14 protein-coding genes and 3 pseudogenes are annotated in these 17,611 nt (G+C 73.4%); all 17 read right to left on the reverse strand.

Annotated features, from left to right (window positions below; translation table 11 throughout):
* Positions 1–267: 267 nt before the first annotated feature.
* A pseudogene (rpe, locus tag ACNF49_RS42435) lies at positions 268–851 on the reverse strand (ribulose-phosphate 3-epimerase).
* Between the two features lie 163 nt (positions 852–1,014).
* Positions 1,015–2,529 (reverse strand): RsmB/NOP family class I SAM-dependent RNA methyltransferase, encoded by a 1,515-nt coding sequence (locus tag ACNF49_RS42440; RefSeq protein WP_482941273.1) that lies wholly within the window; start codon positions 2,527–2,529, stop codon positions 1,015–1,017.
* A complete protein-coding gene (gene fmt, locus ACNF49_RS42445; RefSeq protein WP_357967966.1) occupies positions 2,516–3,445 on the reverse strand; it encodes a methionyl-tRNA formyltransferase in 930 nt (309 codons plus the stop codon). The genes ACNF49_RS42440 and fmt overlap by 14 nt, the downstream gene beginning before the upstream one ends.
* A gap of 2 nt (positions 3,446–3,447) precedes the next feature.
* On the reverse strand, positions 3,448–3,996 hold the full coding sequence (gene def / locus ACNF49_RS42450; protein ID WP_357967963.1) for a peptide deformylase: 549 nt from the start codon (positions 3,994–3,996) through the stop codon (positions 3,448–3,450).
* Positions 3,997–4,034: 38 nt separating this feature from the next.
* Positions 4,035–4,394: a hypothetical protein gene (locus ACNF49_RS42455; protein ID WP_482941274.1), complete on the reverse strand. Its 360-nt coding sequence runs from the start codon at positions 4,392–4,394 to the stop codon at positions 4,035–4,037.
* An 86-nt stretch (positions 4,395–4,480) separates the two neighbouring features.
* A complete protein-coding gene (locus ACNF49_RS42460) occupies positions 4,481–5,380 on the reverse strand; it encodes a hypothetical protein (RefSeq protein WP_482941275.1) in 900 nt (299 codons plus the stop codon).
* Positions 5,381–5,417: 37 nt separating this feature from the next.
* Positions 5,418–6,887, reverse strand: a complete 1,470-nt coding sequence (locus tag ACNF49_RS42465; protein ID WP_482941276.1) for a hypothetical protein — start codon at positions 6,885–6,887, stop codon at positions 5,418–5,420.
* Between the two features lie 49 nt (positions 6,888–6,936).
* On the reverse strand, positions 6,937–9,438 hold the full coding sequence (locus ACNF49_RS42470) for a primosomal protein N' (protein WP_482941277.1): 2,502 nt from the start codon (positions 9,436–9,438) through the stop codon (positions 6,937–6,939).
* Positions 9,439–10,064: 626 nt separating this feature from the next.
* Positions 10,065–11,252 (reverse strand): methionine adenosyltransferase, encoded by a 1,188-nt coding sequence (gene metK, locus ACNF49_RS42475; RefSeq protein WP_352322591.1) that lies wholly within the window; start codon positions 11,250–11,252, stop codon positions 10,065–10,067.
* Positions 11,253–11,404: 152 nt separating this feature from the next.
* Positions 11,405–11,728, reverse strand: coding sequence for a hypothetical protein (locus tag ACNF49_RS42480; protein ID WP_352322592.1), 324 nt, complete (start codon positions 11,726–11,728; stop codon positions 11,405–11,407).
* A 125-nt stretch (positions 11,729–11,853) separates the two neighbouring features.
* On the reverse strand, positions 11,854–13,047 hold the full coding sequence (gene coaBC / locus ACNF49_RS42485; RefSeq protein WP_482941278.1) for a bifunctional phosphopantothenoylcysteine decarboxylase/phosphopantothenate--cysteine ligase CoaBC: 1,194 nt from the start codon (positions 13,045–13,047) through the stop codon (positions 11,854–11,856).
* A gap of 8 nt (positions 13,048–13,055) precedes the next feature.
* On the reverse strand, positions 13,056–13,325 hold the full coding sequence (rpoZ, locus tag ACNF49_RS42490; protein WP_043638590.1) for a DNA-directed RNA polymerase subunit omega: 270 nt from the start codon (positions 13,323–13,325) through the stop codon (positions 13,056–13,058).
* 5 nt (positions 13,326–13,330) lie between these two features.
* Positions 13,331–13,917, reverse strand: a pseudogene (gmk, locus tag ACNF49_RS42495) (guanylate kinase).
* A gap of 121 nt (positions 13,918–14,038) precedes the next feature.
* On the reverse strand, positions 14,039–14,362 hold the full coding sequence (mihF, locus tag ACNF49_RS42500; RefSeq protein ID WP_020541698.1) for an integration host factor, actinobacterial type: 324 nt from the start codon (positions 14,360–14,362) through the stop codon (positions 14,039–14,041).
* Positions 14,363–15,077: 715 nt separating this feature from the next.
* The gene (pyrF, locus tag ACNF49_RS42505) at positions 15,078–15,776 is read right to left on the reverse strand and encodes an orotidine-5'-phosphate decarboxylase (RefSeq protein ID WP_357967951.1); all 699 of its coding nucleotides are present in this window, start codon (positions 15,774–15,776) and stop codon (positions 15,078–15,080) included.
* Positions 15,773–16,750, reverse strand: a complete 978-nt coding sequence (locus ACNF49_RS42510) for a dihydroorotate dehydrogenase (RefSeq protein ID WP_357967948.1) — start codon at positions 16,748–16,750, stop codon at positions 15,773–15,775. Before ACNF49_RS42510 ends, pyrF begins: the two co-directional genes overlap by 4 nt.
* A pseudogene (locus ACNF49_RS42515) lies at positions 16,740–17,605 on the reverse strand (dihydroorotate dehydrogenase electron transfer subunit). Before ACNF49_RS42515 ends, ACNF49_RS42510 begins: the two are co-directional and overlap by 11 nt.
* Between the last annotated feature and the right edge of the window lie 6 nt (positions 17,606–17,611).

Genomic DNA, 17,611 nt, shown 5'->3' on the forward strand with positions numbered 1-17,611 from the left:
CGGGGGCCGAGGCGCTGCGGCAGGGCTGCGGTGCGCACCTCACGGACAGGCCACGGGAGTGCCCGAGCACCTCGCAAAGGCTCCGCACCAGCGCGCGGGCACGCCTCCTGGAGAGGCGATGGAGCAACGGCCCTGCGCGGAGGACACCTCACCGAGGGGTGGAGGGGCCACGGGAGCGCGCGAGGCACGCCCGTGGCGGGAAGGGTCAACGGTGGTGGGGAAAGGTCGGCGGATGGCGGGGGACGGTTAGCGGGTGCTGAGGAGCAGTCAGCGGGTGGCGGCGGCGCGGAGGGCGTCGATGGCCGCCACCGGGTCTGCGGCCCCGTAGACGGCGCTGCCGGCCACGAACACGTCGGCGCCCGCCTCCGCGCAGCGCTCGATCGTCTCGGCCGTCACACCCCCGTCGACCTGCAGCCAGACCGATCCGCCGTGCCGCTCGATCATCGCCCGCGCCGCCCGCACCTTCGGCAGCACCATGTCGAGGAACTTCTGCCCCCGAACCCCGGCTCGACCGTCATCAGCAGCAGCATGTCGATCTCACCGAACAGCCCCTCGAACGGCTCCACCGCCGTGGCCGGGTTGAGCGCGAGCCCCGCCCTGGCGCCGAGCGACCGGATCTCGCGCAACGTCCGCACCGGCGCCTTGGACGCCTCCGCGTGGATGGTCACGCTGCCCGCCCCGGCCTCGGCGTACTGGGGGGCCCAGCGGTCGGGGTCGGCGATCATGAGGTGGCAGTCGAGGGGTGTCTGGGTGGCTTTGCGCAGGGACTCCACCACGGGCAGCCCGAGGGTGAGATTGGGCACGAAGTGGTAGTCCATGACATCCACGTGCAGCCAGTCGGCGTTCGGCACGGCGGCGGCCTCGTCGGCCAGCCGCGCGAAGTCGGCGGCGAGGATGCTGGGCGAGATCTGTACGGCCATGATGCGCCAGTCTATTGAACCGCCCGCTCCCCCTCGACGCCCCCTCCCACCGCCTCGCCCCCGCCACCACACGGGCACGCGGGCGAGGAGGGGGTCAGGGACGTTTGCGGAGGAGGGCGAGGAACATGGCGTCCGTGCCGTGGCGGTGGGGCCAGAACTGCGCGTGCGGGCCGTCGCCGAGCCCGTCGACCTCAGGCAGGTAGTCGCGCGCGTCGAGCTGCTCCACGTCGTCCCTGCGGCCCATGACGTCGCCGACCACGACGCGCGTCTCGGCCAGGTGCGGTGAGCAGGTCACGTACGCCACCACCCCACCCGGGCGCACGGCGTCGAGGGCGGTGCCGAGCAGCCGCCGCTGCAACGCGCCCAGCTCGGCGATGCTGGCCGGGTCGCGCCGCCACCGGGCCTCCGGACGCCGCCGCAACGCGCCCAGTCCCGTGCAGGGGGCGTCGAGCATGACCCGGTCGAACACCCCGGGCCGCCAGGCGGGTTCGGTGCCGTCGGCGGTGACGACCGAGGCGCTCCTGGTGGTCTGCCAGACCAGCCGCGCCCGGTGGTACTGCACGTCGGCGGCCAGCACCCGCGCCCCGCCGGGGAACGCCACCAGGCCGTCGCCCGCCGCACCACTGCCCGCCGCACCGCCGTCGCCCGCCGCCGGGCCGTCGCCCGTGCGGCGCTCGCCGTCGAGGCCGGCCAGGTCGCCGTACGTGGCGACGGCGTCGAGCAGGCCCGCCTTGCCGCCCGGCCCGGCGCACATGTCCAGCCAGAGCTCGTCCTCGCCGTCGAGCGGCACGCGGGTCAGGGCGAGCGCCACGAGCTGGCTGGCTTCGTCCTGGACGGCCGCGCGGGTCTCGGCCACGGCCTCGATCTGCCCGGGGTCGCCCTCGCGCAGGTAGGCCGCGTACGGCGAGTAACGGCCGGGCGCGGCACCGGCCTCGGCCAGCTCCGCCACCGAGCTGCGCCCCGGCCGGGCGACCAGCGTCACCAGCGGCCGGACGTTGTCGGCGTCGAGCAGATCGGCCAGCTCCCCGCCACCGCCCAGCGCGTCGCGGAAGGCCGAGACGATCCACCGGGGATGCCCGTAGGCGACGGCCAGATGGCCGACCGGGTCCTGGTCGGAGTCGGGCGCGACGATGGGGATCCAGTCCTCCAGCTCGCGCGAGCCGATCTTGCGCAGCACCGCGTTGACGAACTTGGCCGCGCCCTGCCCGATGCGCAGGCGTACGAGATCGACGGTGGTGCCGACGGCGGCGTGCGGCGGGACGCGCATGCGCAGGAGCTGGTGGGCCCCCAGCCGCAGGGCGTCGCGCACGGCCGGGTCGGGCGCGCGGTCGCTGCACATCTCGATGATGGCGTCGTAGGTGCCGAGGCCGCGCAGCGTGCCGTAGGCCAGCTCGGTGGCCAGCGCCGCGTCGCGCCCCCGGATGTCGCGCTCGCGCAGCATTCGCGGCAGGAGCAGGTTGGCGTAGGCGTCGCGCTCGTCGACGGCCCGCAGGAGGTCGAAGGCGGCGTTGCGGGCGTGGTCGCGGGCCGGTCGGCGCGGACGGCCGGCGCCGCGCGGCTTGGTGCCCGTGGGCCCGCCCGGCACCCGGCGGGGATCACGCGAAGACATCGTCACCCGCAAGCCGGACGCCGCGCGCCCACTCGACCGCGCCCATCGCCCGCTTGCCCTGCGGCTGCACCTCGCCCAGCTCGACCGGGTCGGTGGCGGTGCCGACGAGCACGTGGCTCTTCGTGGCCAGGATCCGGCCGGGCGCGAGCCGGTCGGCCTGGACGGCGACCTTGGCCGGGCCGAGCTTCACCCGCTGGCCCCTGAACTCGCTCCATGCCCCCGGGCTGGGGGTGCAGGCGCGGATCAGGCGGTCGACCCGCATGGCGGGCTTGGACCAGTCGACCCGCGCGTCGGCGACGTTGATCTTCGGCGCGATCGTCACGCCGTCGAGCGGCTGGGGACGTGCCTCCAGCGCGCCGTCCTCGACGCCGTCGAGCGTGGCGGCCAGCAGGCCGGCGCCGGAGACCGACAGGCGTTCGAGGAGGGCGCCGCTGGTGTCGTGGGTCAGGATCTCCTCGGTGACGACCCCGTAGACCGGGCCCGCGTCGAGCTCCTTGACGATCTGGAACGTCGTCGCGCCGGTGATCTCGTCGCCGTGCAGCACCGCGTGCTGGACGGGCGCCGCCCCGCGCCAGGCGGGCAGGACCGAGAAGTGCAGGTTGATCCAGCCGTGACGGGGCACGTCGAGGGCCGACTGCGGCAACAGCGCGCCGAAGGCCACCACCGGGCAGCAGTCGGGCTCCAGCGCGCGCAGCGTGTCGAGGAAGGCGGGGTCGCCGACCTTGGCCGGGCGCAGCACCTCGATGCCGGCCTCCTCCGCGAGCTCGGCCACCGGCGAGGGGTGGACCTTGCGCCCCCGCCCTGACTGGGCGTCGGGACGGGTGATGACGGCCACGACCTCGTGCCGCGGTGAGTCGATCAGCATGCGCAGCGACGGCAGCGCCGTCTCGGGTGTGCCCGCGAAGACCAGCCGCATCGTCAGAGCGCCCTTCCGCCGGTGGCGTGCGGCGACATCTTGATCACGGGGGCGGACAGGCCGCTCCACTCGGCCTCGCGGATGGCCTTCATGGCCAGCTTGCGCTGCTTGGGGTCCATGCGGTCGATGAACAGGATGCCGTCGAGGTGGTCGGTCTCGTGCTGGAAGCAGCGGGCCATCAGGTCGGTGCCCTCCAGCGTGACCGGCTCACCGTGCATGTCGAAGCCCTTGGCCACGGCGCGGACGGCCCGCGGCGTCGGGTAGGACAGGCCGGGGAAGGACAGGCAGCCCTCCTCGCCCTCCTCGTCGAGGTCGGCGGACAGGTCGAGGTCGGGGTTGATGAGGTGGCCGAGCCGGTCGTCGACGTAGTAGGTGAACACCCGCAGGCCGACGCCGATCTGCGGGGCCGCCAGGCCCGCGCCCGGGGCGTCCATCATCGTGTCGGTGAGGTCCTTGACCAGCTTGCGCAGCTCCTTGTCGAAGTCGACGACCGGGGCCGCCGGGGTGCGCAGCACCGGATCTCCGAACAGCCGGATCGACTGGATCGCCAAGGGGCTCACTCCTGTTCTCGAACGTGGATCAGCCCAGTTTACCGGCGGTGGGCCGGCGGCCGGTCGTGGCGCAGGGAGCGGGCCTTCATGGCGGCCTTGCGCGCCGCCTTGGCCACCGCCCGGTCGTCGTGGGTGCCGGCGAGCATGTCGAGCACGGCCAGCGTGTCGGGGTGGCCGACCGCGGGCATCTCGCGGACGAGCTTGATCAGGTCTTCGCCCGGCTCGGGCATGTCGAGGCGGCCCGCGGCCGGGCCGGACAGGTGCATGAGCGCGGCGAGGTTGTCGACCGCGATCCAGGTGTGGTCCTCGGGGCTGAGCGGCGGGGCCTCCAGGTCGCGGATGTGCAGCCAGGAGGCGGCGTAGCGGCGCGTGAGCGGGTGGTCGAGCGCCTGCCGCACGGGCTGCTCGGCCTCGGGACCCAGCTCCTCCAGGATGGCGCCGACCGCGCCGCGCTGCCCGGCGGTGCCGGAGGCGGCGATCTCGATCAGCTCGCGGGCGGCCGCCTCGGGGGCCGGCGCTCCAGCCAGCCCGCCACGGCGCTCTGCGTGGCGGTGCCCTTCACCAGCGCCTCGACCAGCTCGGCGGCCGACAGGTCGGCGAAGACCTGCACCTCGGCGGCGGTGGGCGCGTCGTGGCCCTCGCGCAGCAGGTCGCGCCGGACGGCCCAGACCCCGAGCGGGGTGAGCGCCGTGCGCCCGGCCTCGGTCTGCTCCACCAGCCCGCAGTACGTCAGCAGCGAGACCGCCTCCAGCAACTCGGCCGGCAGCGCGGCGGCCAGCCTGCGCATCTCGACCTGGCCCGGCGCGCAGGCGACCTCGTGCGACTGCAGGATGCCCCTGGCCAGGTTGCCCACGGCGACGCCGGAGCGCACCGAGTAGATCGTGGCCAGCATCTCGGCCAGGTGGTCGTCGACCACGGAGGAGCCGGTCAGGCCCTCGTCGGCGCGGTCGAGGACGTCCATCACCACGCCGTCCCAGAACTCCAGCGTGGCCTCGACCGTGAGCTGCATCGACAGCGGGCCGCGCGAGGCCCGGCCGCCGAGGATGCGCAGCAGGCCGGTGTTGACCGCGACGATCCAGATCAGCCGCAGCCGGGACTCCTGGAGCCCCAGCTCTTCCGCGGCGGCCCTGGCGTCGGACTCGCCGAGCATGCCGTCGGCGCCCACCTCGCGGCTGCCCGTCCAGGCGGTCAGGCGGATGGCGTCGGCGACGAGCGGCACCGCGGGCACCGCGCGGGCCAGCTCGGCGTCGCTCGCCAGCAGGACGGGCGGGAAGGTCAGCGCCTCGTGCTCCACGGAGGTCTCCTCAGGTGGCCGTGGAGGCACGGCGGCCTGCTCATCGATCAGCTTGCGCAGCTCGGCGAGGTCGAAGACATTGTTTGCCACCCAGGAAACTTACTGCACAGCAGTCACAAGGGCGTACTCAACGGATGGCCCGGGAGCGCGCCTTGAACGCCGCCTTGCGCGCCGCCTTGGCCACCGTGTCGTCGGGGATGGAGCGTCCGAGCAGCTCCAGAACCTCGACGACGTCGGGGTGGTCGACCCGCCACATCTCCTCGATGAGATGGGCCGGCGGACCGGACGCCGCCATGTTCTCGGCGAAGATCTCCGGATCCTCCCGCGCGGCCGGCATCGCCAGGGCGAGCATGTCGACGCTGACCCAGAGCAGTTCGTCCTGGGTGAGCGGCGGCGCGCCCAGACCACGTGCGGCCAGCCAGTGTATGACGTGCGGGCGCAGCTCCTGCTCGTCGAGGTGGTCGCGCACCTGCGGCTCGGCCTCGGCGCCCAGCCGGTCGACGATGGTGATCGCGATGCCGCGGGCCACGGCGGGCGCGCCGGAGGCGGCGGTCAGCAGCTCGGCCGCGGCCTCCCCCGGCGCGCGGCCGGACAGCCAGCGGGTGATGTCCTGCTCGGCCAGCTCGGCGGGCAGCCCTTCGAGCAGCCCCTCGATGAGGCCGCGCGCGTCGGCCTCGCCCAGGTCGGGGGCGATCGGGGCGTCGAGGCCGAGCGAGAGGTAGTGCTCGCGCAGCCCCCAGACCGCCAGGGGCGTCAGCTCGGCCGCCTTGCCGTCGAGGCGGACCATGCCCCACCCGGCCAGCCGGTCGAGCGCCCCTGCCACGTCGATGCCGCCCTCGCCCGAGACCTCCTCCAGGTAGTCGGCGACGACCTGGAGCGGCACCGGCGCCTGGAGGCGGTAGAGCATGTCGAACAGGTCGTAGAGGCCCTCGTCGAGCTCGGCGTGGCCGGTGATCTCGCCGCCGGTGTCGTCCTCCAGCAGGCGGGCCACGGTCTCGGCCCAGGCGCCCAGCGGCTCGCCGTCGCCCGGTGGCGGGCCGCCGGCCAGCTTCGGAACGGTCCGCAGCGCCTCGGCCAGCTCCTCCTCCGAGGCCAGCCGGACGGCGGGCAGCGGGGTGCAGCCCGGACAGTCGCAGGGCGCCTCGCCCAGGTCGGGCAGCTCCCCGGACGGGATCGGCACCGCCTGTTCGAGCGATTCGGGCCCGATCGAGCTGAACAGGCTCTTGGCCATGCCGAAGTTGGCCGGGTCGGCCAGGGCCTCGGGCATGCGGGGGCCGATGTCGTCGAGCCGGGCCCGCATGCCGGCCACGGTGGCCGGGCTGACGTGGCCGGCCTCGCCGAGGTAGTCCACCAGAGTGCGGGCGGCCGCCACGGTCTCGGGCGCGCTCTCCGGCGGCGCGATCACCTTGCGCGGGTAGATGGACAGCAGCAGCTCGTCGAAGGTCTCCGGCGTGAAGTCGCGCAGTTCGTTGACGTTGAGATAGTCGCTGGCGTAGTCGCAGAGCAGGCGGACCTCGTCCGCGTCCACTTCGACTTCCCGCGCGCGCCCCCATGCGCGCAGGTCGTCGATGGCCTGGTTCACCCATTCGATCGACACAGGGGCACGCTAACGGCTGACCAACAGATGAGCGAATCGGGGAAACGGTCTAAATCAGGTCGAGTGGGTCGACACTCACCCTCACGACATCTGGTGTCTTACGCGCCGCACGCACCCCACTGGCTCCCTTGAGCGCGGCCGACAACGCCGCCCCGCCGCCGCGCCGTACCCGGATCATGGCCCGTTCGAGGCCCGACTCGTCCACCGGGACGGGGCCGAGCACCTGGGCGTCCGGCGGCAGGCGCACCTCGTCGAGCATCTGCCGGACGGCGCTCGCCGAACCCGTCAGCGTCGCCATCCGCACCGCGGGCGGGAACCCCAGCTCGGCCCGGTCGCCCAGTTCGCGCTCGGCGTGCGTGATCGGGTCCCACCGCAGCAGCGCCTGCACGGCCGGCAGCCCGGCGTCCCCGAGCACCACCAGCTCGGCGGACGGCCGCAGCAGCGCGGCGGCGTTCATCCACCGGCGCAGCGTCTCCTCCCCCGCCCGCAGGTCGGCCCGGCCGAGCAGCGCCCATCCGTCGAGCAGCACGGCCGCCGCGTAGCCGCCCTCGGCCACCGGCTCGGCGCCGGGCGTGGCGACCACGAGGGCGCGCGCGGCCGGCACACCGGCCAGCACGCCGTCGCGGCCCGAGGTGCGCACCTGCACCGACGGGAAGGCCCGGCCCAGCTCTTCGGCGGTGCGCCTGGCGCCGGTGACGACCGCACGCAACCGGGGGCTGCCGCAGGACGGGCACCGCCAGTCGGCGTCGACCCGGCCGCACCAGCGGCAGTAGGGGGCGGCGTGCCCGGCCCTGAGCGCGAGCGGCCCGTGGCACTGCGACTCCCCGCTCCCGTGTCCTTCCGGCGTCGCGCCCGGTGCGTCCGTGGCGGTGGCCAGGGTCCCGGCCTCCGGCTCCGCCTCGGCGCGTGCTCCCGCCTCGACCAGGGCCGGCGGTGCGGCCAGGTGCGGGGCGACTCTGGTGGGCGGCAGGACGCAGCGCGCCGGGGCACGGCAGTGGCGGCAGGCCAGCGCCGGCAGGTAACCGCGTCTGGGCACCTGCACCAGCACCGGCCCGCTCTCCAGCCCCTGGCGCAGCGCCCGCCAGGCCAGGCTGGGCAGCCTCGCCTGCCGGGCCGCCTGGTCCTTGGCCAGCTCGGCGTCCTCACCGGCAGGACGCACCCGCGGGGCCAAACTCCTGATCATGGTGCGGGCGGCCACGATCGGCCTGGCCCAACGCGCCGCGATGAGCTGGGTGGCCTCGGCTGTACGCGCGTAGCCGCCGATCAGCATGGCCGCGCCCGTCCGGTGGGCGCGCAGGCCGAGGACCTCCCTGGCGTGGGGGTAGGGGGCCAGGCGTTCGGCGTGCAGGTCGTCGCCGTCGTCCCAGATGGCCACCAGGCCGAGCTCCGCGACGGGGGCGAACATGGCGGCCCGGGTGCCCACGACGGCGCGCACCTGGCCTCTGAGGACCTTCAGCCATCGCCTGTACCGCTCGGCCGGTCCGAGGTCGGCCGTGAGCGCCACGTGCCTGCCGGGGCCGAGCAGCCGCTCGAACTCGGCGTCCGCCAGCGCGACGTCCTTGCCGTCGGGCACCACGAGGACCGCTCCCCGCCCGCCGTCGAGGGTGGCGAGCACCGCCTCCGCCATGGCCCCGGCCCATCCCGTGGCGCCGGGCAGCGCCGACCACACGGCCCGGGGGGCGCGGCCGTGGCGCAGCGCGTCCAGGAACGAGGGGCCGGTCGGGTAGGCGTCCCAGGCGCTCTTGCGGCCCTCTGCCGCCCGCTCGGGGGCGTCCCCGTTCACGTGGGCCGGACCGGCCGCCGCCCGGCCGTGCACGCGGGTCGCCGCCTGCCGGGCGCCGTCCTGCTCGGCCAGCTCGTTCACCGGAGGCGACGCCGCGGGCTCCGGCACCCGTCCCGAGAAGGACGAGCCCGCCACGCCCTGCGCTCCCCCGTCCTCAGCAGGCGCGCCCGGAGCGACCTGCGCGACCGCGACGGCGGGAGACCCGCTCCCGGCAGCATGGGTCACGGCAGGAGATTCGCTGCCAACGGCCGGCGCCACGGTGGGAGAAGCACTCTGCGCCGCCGCGCCGGAGGGGGCGGGCGGCGGGGCCGGGTCAGCGGGGGCGGGACCTCGGCCTCGGCCTTGGCGTGGCGTGGCGGAACGGCCAGGCGCAGCACGTCGGTGAGGGTGCCGGCGTAACGGTCGGCCACCGCCCGCGCCAGACCGGCGATCTCCGGCGTGAGCACCTGCTCGGGAGAGACCACCCGTTCGAGCGGCGTCAGCTTGCCCTCGTGATCGCTCTCGTCCACCCGCTCCAGCAGGAACGCGTCGATCAGCTTGCCCGCGAACCGCACCCGCACCCGCACCCCCGGCCGGGCCGCCTCGTGCATGGCGGCGGGCACCAGGTAGTCGAAGGGCCGGTCGAGGTGCGGCAGCGGGCTGTCGACGACCACCCGCGCCACGGGCCGCTCGGGCGCCGCGACCACCGCCCCCTTGGTGTCCTTGGACGACGCAGGAGGCCGCACGGCGTCGAGCGGCAGGAGGGCGTCGTCGGAGTGGGTCACGCACTAACGTCTACCAGACCCCGCGCCCCGCCATCCCCACACCACCGGCGCACGGCCCCGCACCACCCCGGCGACCGGCCCCCACCGGCCATCCGAGCAGCCCACCAGCCCGAACGCCCCGGACAACGCCCACCACACGAACCCCTCGGAGATCCCCCAAGGGGGCCTGCCGCACGCCAAGGCGCTCCCCGCCAGGAACACCGCCCCCACGGGCCGACAGCGCACAGGACGGGCCAAGCACGCAGAACCGCGCCCACCGACGGACACGACCTCGCGAAGGCGGACCAGCCCGCCTCACCGAAGAAGCGAGGCCCCCACCAGAAGCCGCCTTCCCCTCGCCCCACACCGACCACCGCCGACGAACCCTGACGCCCGCCCACCGACTCCGACGCCCAAGGAACCAGCCCGGCATCGCCACCGACCCCCAGGCAAGACGGAAGAGCAAGTCAGCCGACAGTCGCCGACGGGCCCGGGCTCCCGAGAGGTCAGCCGACAGTCGCCGGCGAGCCTGGGACCCCCCGAGAGATCAGCCCGACGCCCGCACCGAACCACCCCAGCCGACGACAAGTGCCGCACCCGACCCTCAACGGGCCGGATGCGGCACCTGCAAGAAACCGGAGACCGGGTAGGTCAGAGACCGGCAGCCGTCCGAAGAGCCTCGGCGCGGTCGGTGGACTCCCAGGAGAAGCCCTCACGGCCGAAGTGCCCGTAGGCGGCGGTCTCGGAGTAGATCGGGCGCAGCAGGTCGAGGTCGCGGATGATCGCGGCCGGACGCAGGTCGAAGACCCGCAGCACGGCGGCCTGGATCTGCTCCACCGGCAGCTTCTCGGTGCCGAAGCACTCGACGAACAGACCCACCGGCTGCGCCTTGCCGATCGCGTACGCGACCTGCACCTCGCACCGATCGGCCAGCCCGGCCGCGACGACGTTCTTGGCCACCCAGCGCATCGCGTAGGCCGCCGAGCGGTCGACCTTGGACGGGTCCTTGCCCGAGAACGCGCCGCCGCCGTGGCGGGCCATGCCGCCGTAGGTGTCAATGATGATCTTGCGGCCGGTCAGGCCGGCGTCGCCCATCGGGCCGCCGATCTCGAAGCGGCCGGTCGGGTTGACCAGCAGCCGGTAGCCCTCGGTCTCGATCTCCAGCCCGTCGAGCACGGGGTCGACCACGTGCTCCTTGATGTCGGGGGCGAGCATCTCCTTGAGGTCGATCTCGGCCGCGTGCTGGGTGGAGACGACCACGGTGTCGAGGCGGACGGGCTTGTCGCCGTCGTACTCGATGGTGACCTGGGTCTTGCCGTCGGGGCGCAGGTAGGGAACCTTGCCGGTCTTGCGGACCTCGGACAGGCGCTGGGCGAGCCGGTGCGCGAGCGTGATCGGCAGCGGCATCAGCTCCGGCGTCTCGCGGCAGGCGTAGCCGAACATCAGGCCCTGGTCGCCGGCGCCCTGGCGGTCGAGCTCGTCGGCGTCGCCGCCCACGCGGTGCTCGTAGGCGTCGTCGACACCCTGGGCGATGTCGGGCGACTGCGCGCCGATGGACACCGACACGCCGCAGGAGGCGCCGTCGAAGCCCTTGTGGGAAGCGTCGTAGCCGATCTCCAGGATCTTCTCCCGGATGACGCCGGGGATGTCGACGTAGGTCTCGGTCGTGACCTCGCCTGCGACATGGACCTGGCCGGTAGTGATCAGCGTCTCGACGGCGACCCGGCTCTTGGGGTCGTCCTTGAGCATGGCGTCGAGAATCGCGTCACTGATCTGGTCGGCGATCTTGTCCGGGTGGCCTTCGGTGACCGACTCGGAGGTGAACAGGCGACGTGACAACTCAGTGGCTCCTCATGCAGCGGCTGCTGACGGATGTTGGGCCCGGGACGGAAGAACACGCCAGGGCCTCGCCGAAGTCTAGCCCCACCCGGCGTCCGGTCGCGAAACCGTCCGGTGTCCGTGTCCGGTCACGTGTCCGGCCACGTCTGCGGTCACAGGTCGGGAAGGGGATCCGGCGGCAGCGTCTCCGGCGCGAAGACCTCGGCGTCGGCGGCGGACACCACCGCCGCGTACTCCTCGTCGAACTCGAACACGGTGTTGCCGAGCTCGATGAACGGGCCGGGCAGGATCGGGCCGAGCCTGGTGTGCCGCGGGTACGTGGCGAACACCGCGACCGGCCGGTCGCTCCTGAGGGTCCTGGTGGTGAGCACCGAGACGGACGAATCGGTGACGACGATGAGGAAGTGGCCCGTTCCCGTCGGCCCCACGGACAACGCGGGGAAGACGTAACGGATACCTCCCTGATCTTCCAGCAATCTCCTGCAACGATCCCTGACAGCGGAACCCACCGGCATTCCGTCCCCCTTTGCCCCCAAGTATCGGCAGGCGTCCGGGGTGCCGCAACTGGCGATCAGGTAATCGTTCTTGCGCGAAACGCGCGTCAGGACAGGCGGGGCGCGACCAGGTCCCAGACGGCGTCGGCGACGTCGTCCTTGGGGCCGCGCGGCACCTCGACCGGCTCGCCGCCGGCGACGAGGACGGTGGCGGCGTTGTCGGGCGTGCCGAACGCCAGCCCCTCCCCCACCTGGTTGACGACCAGCAGGTCGCAGCCCTTCCTGGCCAGCTTGGCCTGCCCGTTGGCGAGCACGTCGTCGGTCTCGGCCGCGAACCCGACGATCACCCGGGGACCCGCGCCGCCCTCGCGCCGCAGCCGGCCCAGCTCGGCCAGGATGTCGGGGTTCTTCGTAAGGTGGATGGGGTCGGGCTCGCCGTCGGTCTTCTTGATCTTCGTCTCGTGCCGGGACGCCGGGCGGAAGTCGGCCACCGCGGCCGCCATGACGACGGCGTCGGCCTTCTCCGTGGCGGCCAGCACCGCCTCGCGCAGCTCGGCCGTGGACCCCACCCGCACCACGGCGGCCCCCGCGGGATCGGGGAGTGCGACGTTGGCCGCCACGAGGGTCACCTCGGCGCCGCGCGCGACCGCCGTGCGGGCCAGGGCGTACCCCTGCAGGCCTGACGAGCGGTTGCCGATGTAGCGCACCGGGTCGATCGCCTCGCGGGTGCCCCCGGCGGAGATCACCATCTTGCGCCCGGCCAGGTCTCGCGGCCTGCCGCGCAGCACGCGCAGGCAGACCTGGAAGATCTCGGCGGGGTCGGGCAGGCGGCCGGGGCCGGTGTCGGCGCCGGTGAGGCGCCCCACGGCCGGGTCGATGACGACGGCCCCACGCTCGCGCAGGGTCGCGACGTTGGCGCGGGTGGCCGGATGTTGCCACATCTCGGTGTGCATGGCCGGGGCGAACACGACCGGGCAGCGCGCCGTCAGCAGCGTGTTGGTCAGCAGGTCGTCGGCGAGCCCGTGGGCCGCCTTGGCCAGGGTGTTGGCGGTCGCCGGCGCCACCACGACGAGATCGGCGCGCTGGCCGATGCGGACGTGGGGCACCTCGTGAACGTCGTCCCAGACGTCGGCGGTCACGGGGTTGCCCGACAGGGCGGCCCACGTGGGCTCGCCCACGAAACGCAGGACCTCGCGGGTCGGCACGACCCGCACCTCGTGACCTGACTCGGTGAACAGCCGCAGCAGCTCACATGCCTTGTACGCGGCGATGCCGCCGCTGACGCCGAGGACGACCTTCATCGAAGGGGTCAGACCGCGCCTTCGATGGGCTCGGCGTTGAGCAGGCCCTCGGAGACCTCGCGCAGCGCGATGGACAGCGGCTTCTCCTGAGCGTGCGTCTCGACCAGCGGCCCGACGTATTCCAGCAGGCCCTCGCCGAGCTGGGAGTAGTAGGCGTTGATCTGGCGGGCGCGCTTGGCGCCCATGATCACCAGGGAGTACTTGCTGTCGACGATGTCGAGCAGCGCGTCGATCGGCGGGTTGGTGATGCCCTCCGCGGCCGGGGTGGTGCCTGCCACGATTGTCAGACCTCTCGGTTGATGGTGGTGGTGACCCCCTGAGGGTCAGTCATCAAGGCTATCAGCCGGTGGCACACTTCATGGACACTCGTGTTCACCAGCGTGAGGTCGAACTCCGACTCGGCCGCCATCTCGACCCGCCCGGCCTGCAGCCGGCGCTCGATGACGTCCTCCGGCTCGGTGCCGCGGCCGCGCAGCCGCTTCTCCAGCTCCTCCCACGTCGGGGGGCAAGGAACACCAGCAGCGCGTCGGGCATGGTGGTGCGCACCTGCCTGGCGCCTTCCAGGTCGATCTCCAGGACGGTCGGCACGCCCTGGGCGAGCTTGTCCAGCACCGGCTCGCGCGGGGTGCCGTAGCGGTTGCCCGCGAACTCGGCCCACTCCAGCAGCTCGCCGGCCTCGACCAGCCGGTCGAACTCCTCGCCGTCGACGAAGAAGTAGTGGACCCCGTTGACCTCGCCGGGACGGGGCCTCCTGGTGGTCACCGAGACCGACAGCCACACCTCGGGGTGTGCCCGCCGGAGCTCGGCGACGACCGTGGACTTGCCGACGCCCGACGGCCCTGACAGGACCGTCAGACGCCTCCTGCTCAGGGGGAGGAAGCCGACCTTCGCTCCCGATCCGACTGCCTCATGGGCCCTTGCTTCGCCGGACCAGGACCTGTCGGTCACTTCCTACCCCCCGTTGAACCTGCGCTTTCTTGTGGAACAGAGATTAGCTCTCGTTGCCACCGAACTCGCGCTCGAGGGAAGCCCTCTGGTTCGCGCCGAGACCCCGCACGCGGCGGGACTCGGCGATGGCAAGCCGCTCCATGAGCTGCTTGGCGCGGACCTTGCCCACGCCGGGGAGCGATTCCAACAGGGCCGACACCTTCATCTTGCCGATGACGTCGTCGGTCTGCCCATCCTTGAGCACCTCAGCCAGAGAAACCGCGCCATGCTTGAGCCGGTTCTTGACCTCGGCACGCTCTTTACGGGCCTTGGCAGCCTTCTCAAGGGCTGCGGCGCGCTGCTCAGGGGTCAGGGGAGGAAGAGCCACGCCGGGTCACCTCGAATTTCTGTCGATGTACTCGGACGGGAAGGGAAACTAGCTGGTCATCGCCCCCTAAGCAACGTCAAGAGCGGTTTCTCTCCTCACAAAATCCACTTCATCACTGTCCGTGAGCGTAAAATTACACACTGCTGATCAAATCGCCCTCACTTCCCGCTTCGCGCGTCCGCCCCGGACGGCGTCCCGGAGCAGGGCGAAGATCGCCCGCGCGGCCCCGGACGATGTCCGAAACCAGGGCCGGACCAGGACCGAAACCAGAATCGCGAAGCGTGCGCGAACGTCCGGCGGATGCATTACGATCTTGTGAGCGAGGGCTGCGCGAACGGTCCGGCGACACCTGCCGCCATGCCCACGCCCGCACGGAGAAGAACACCTCCGCGCACGCGAAGAGTTTGTCCCCGCCCGCGGAGAAGAACACCTCCGCCGCATGCCGGAAGCGTCTCTGCCCGCGCGGAGAAGCTCACCTTCGCGCGTGCCGGAAGCGCGCCTCCGCCCACGCGGACAGGCGCATCTCCGCGTACGCACGGCGCGTGTCCCGCCCATGCGGGCAGGCTCACCTCCGCACGCCCCAGAAGCCGGCCTCGGCCCGCGCGGGAAGGCACGTCTCCACGCGCGGAGAACCTGCCCCCGCCTCCCGCGGCCGCAGACGGGCGCCCGAGGCGGGTGCCCCGGGCGCGGGTTCAGGCAACGGTCGTGCGGCGGTTCAGGAGGCGGTCGTGCGGCGCAGTGAGGCGGCGATGGCGGCGGCGGCCGCTCCCGGGTCCGCCGCGCCCGTGATCGGACGGCCGATGACCAGCAGGTCGGCGCCGTCGGCCAGCGCCTGCTCGGGCGTCGCCACGCGCACCTGGTCCTGGACGTCGGCCCCCTGGGGGCGCACGCCCGGCGTGATGAGGGTGATGCCGGGCCCCACCTCGGCCCGTACCGCCGCGACCTCGTTGGGCGAGCACACCAGCGCCGTGGCCCCGGCCTCGACCGACAGGGCCGCCAGGCGGCGCACGGCCTCGTCGGCCGGTCCGGCCAGGCCCATGCGGTCGAGGTCGGACTCGTTCAGCGAGGTGAGGATCGTCACAGCGGCGATCTTGGTCTGCGGGGCGGACTCGACCGCGGCCCGGATCATGGCCGCGCCGCCGGCCGCGTGCACGGTCAGGATGGCCGGACGCAGGCGGGCGACGGCCTTGGCGGCGCCCGCGACGGTGTTGGGGATGTCGTGCAGCTTGAGGTCGAGGAAGATCTGGACGCCGCTGGCGCCGCGCACGGAGGCGATCACGTCGGGGCCGTAGCGCAGGTACAGCTCCAGGCCCACCTTGATGGTGCTGACGTGCGGCGTCACCAGGCTCGCCCACCTGGCGGCGGTCTCCAGGTCGGGGGCGTCGAGGGCGACGGCGATGGGTGCGGGCGTCAAGGGGAGCTCTCCTCGGAGTCGACTGGAAGGTGCCGGGGAGCGCTCCCCGGCGGCCGGTGGGCCAGGCCGACGGCGTCGGCGAGGCGTTGGAAGCCGCGTGCCCGCAGCAGGTCCTCCAGCTCGCGCTCGATGCGCAGGCACGCGTAGGGGTCGTGGAACAGCGCGGTGCCCACCCCGACCAGGCAGGCGCCCGCCAGGATGAGCTGGAAGGCGTCCCTGCCGGTCATCACGCCGCCCATGCCGATCAGCGGCACCCCGGGCAGGGCCGCGTGCACCTGCCACACGCACCGGACGGCCAGGGGCAGGATGGCGGGCCCCGACAGCCCTCCGGTGACGGCGGCCAGCGACGGGCGCAGCGCCTCGGTGTCGATGGCCATGCCGAGCGGGTTGTTGATCATGGACAGGGCGTCCGCCCCGGCGTCCACGCAGGCGCGCGCGACCGAGACGATGTCGGCCACGTCGGGCGCCAGCTTGGCCACCACGGGGACGTCGTAGCGCATGATGGAGCGCACCGAGGCGATCACCTCGGCCGCGGCGCTGCCCTCGCGCGCGAAGACACGCCCCCTGTCCTCCATGTTCGGGCAAGAAAGGTTGACCTCCAGCGCGGTCACGCCGGGCGCGTCGGCGAGCCTGCGGGCCAGCTCGGAGTATTCGGCGACGGTGCCGCCGCCGATCGAGACGATGGTCTTGATGCCGCGCTGGGCCAGCCAGGGCAGCTCGCGCTCCAGGAACGCCTCGATGCCCGGCCCCTGGAGCCCGACGGCGTTGAGCATGCCGGAGGGCGTCTCGGCCATGCGCGGGGTCGGCCTGCCCGCCCGGGGGGCCATGGTGATGGACCGGGTGGTCAGCGCGCCGAGCCGGTGGAGGTCGAAGAACTGGGCGAGCTCGCGTCCGGAGCCCGCGCAGCCGGCGGCCGTGGTGACGGGGTTCGCCAGCTCGACGTGCGCCAGAAACGTACGCATATCAACTGACATGTCGTGCACCGCCTCCGGGGGCGCCGAGCGCGTCGAACGGGATCGTTCCCACGTCCTCGAAGCGCACCCGCTCCCCCGGAACACCGGTCCCTCCGCGCACGCGCGGACCATCCTGGTCGCGCCGTCGTCGCCGATGACGGGGATGACGCACGTCATGCACACCCCGATGCCGCAGGCCATCGACTCCTCGACGGCCACCTGCACCGGGATGTCGAACTCCATCGCCACCGCCGTCACCGCCCGCAGCGCCGGCATGGGCGCGCAGGCGTAGACGGCGTCGGCCCGGGTGTCGGCGATCACCGAGGGCAGCGCGTCGGTGACCTTGCCGCGCAGGCCGAGCGAGCCGTCCTCGGTGGTCAGGGTCGTCGTCTCGGCGATGCGGCGGGCCCGCATGGCGCCGAAGACGCGGTCGGCCCCGGCGCCGCCGAGCACGAAGTCGACCCGGCAGCCGCGCGCCAGCAGCGCGTCGGCCAGCGGGAACAGCACGGCCGAGCCGTACTCGGCGCCGACCAGCACGCAGTTGACCGGGTCGCGCGGCAGCGGGAAGGGCCGGCCGAGCGGCCCGACCAGGTCGAGCGTGTCGCGGGCGCGCCGCTCGGCCAGCCAGGACGTGCCCGGCCCGGCGGCGGTGAAGACGAGCTCGACCGTGCCGCCGTAGTCGGACTTGACGTCATGGATGGACAGCGCGCGGCGCGTCACCATCGACGTGTGGGCCCCGCCGACCGCCACGGAGACGAAGTGGCCGGGACGGTAACGCTCGGCGATGCCGGGCGCCACCACCGTGAGCGCATGGTAGGCGTCGACCCGGCGCGTCGTCAGCACCGTGCCCGTCACCTGCACAGGTGTGCCGGCCAGTCGTCT

Source organism: Actinomadura sp. ATCC 39365 (genome assembly GCF_054392275.1).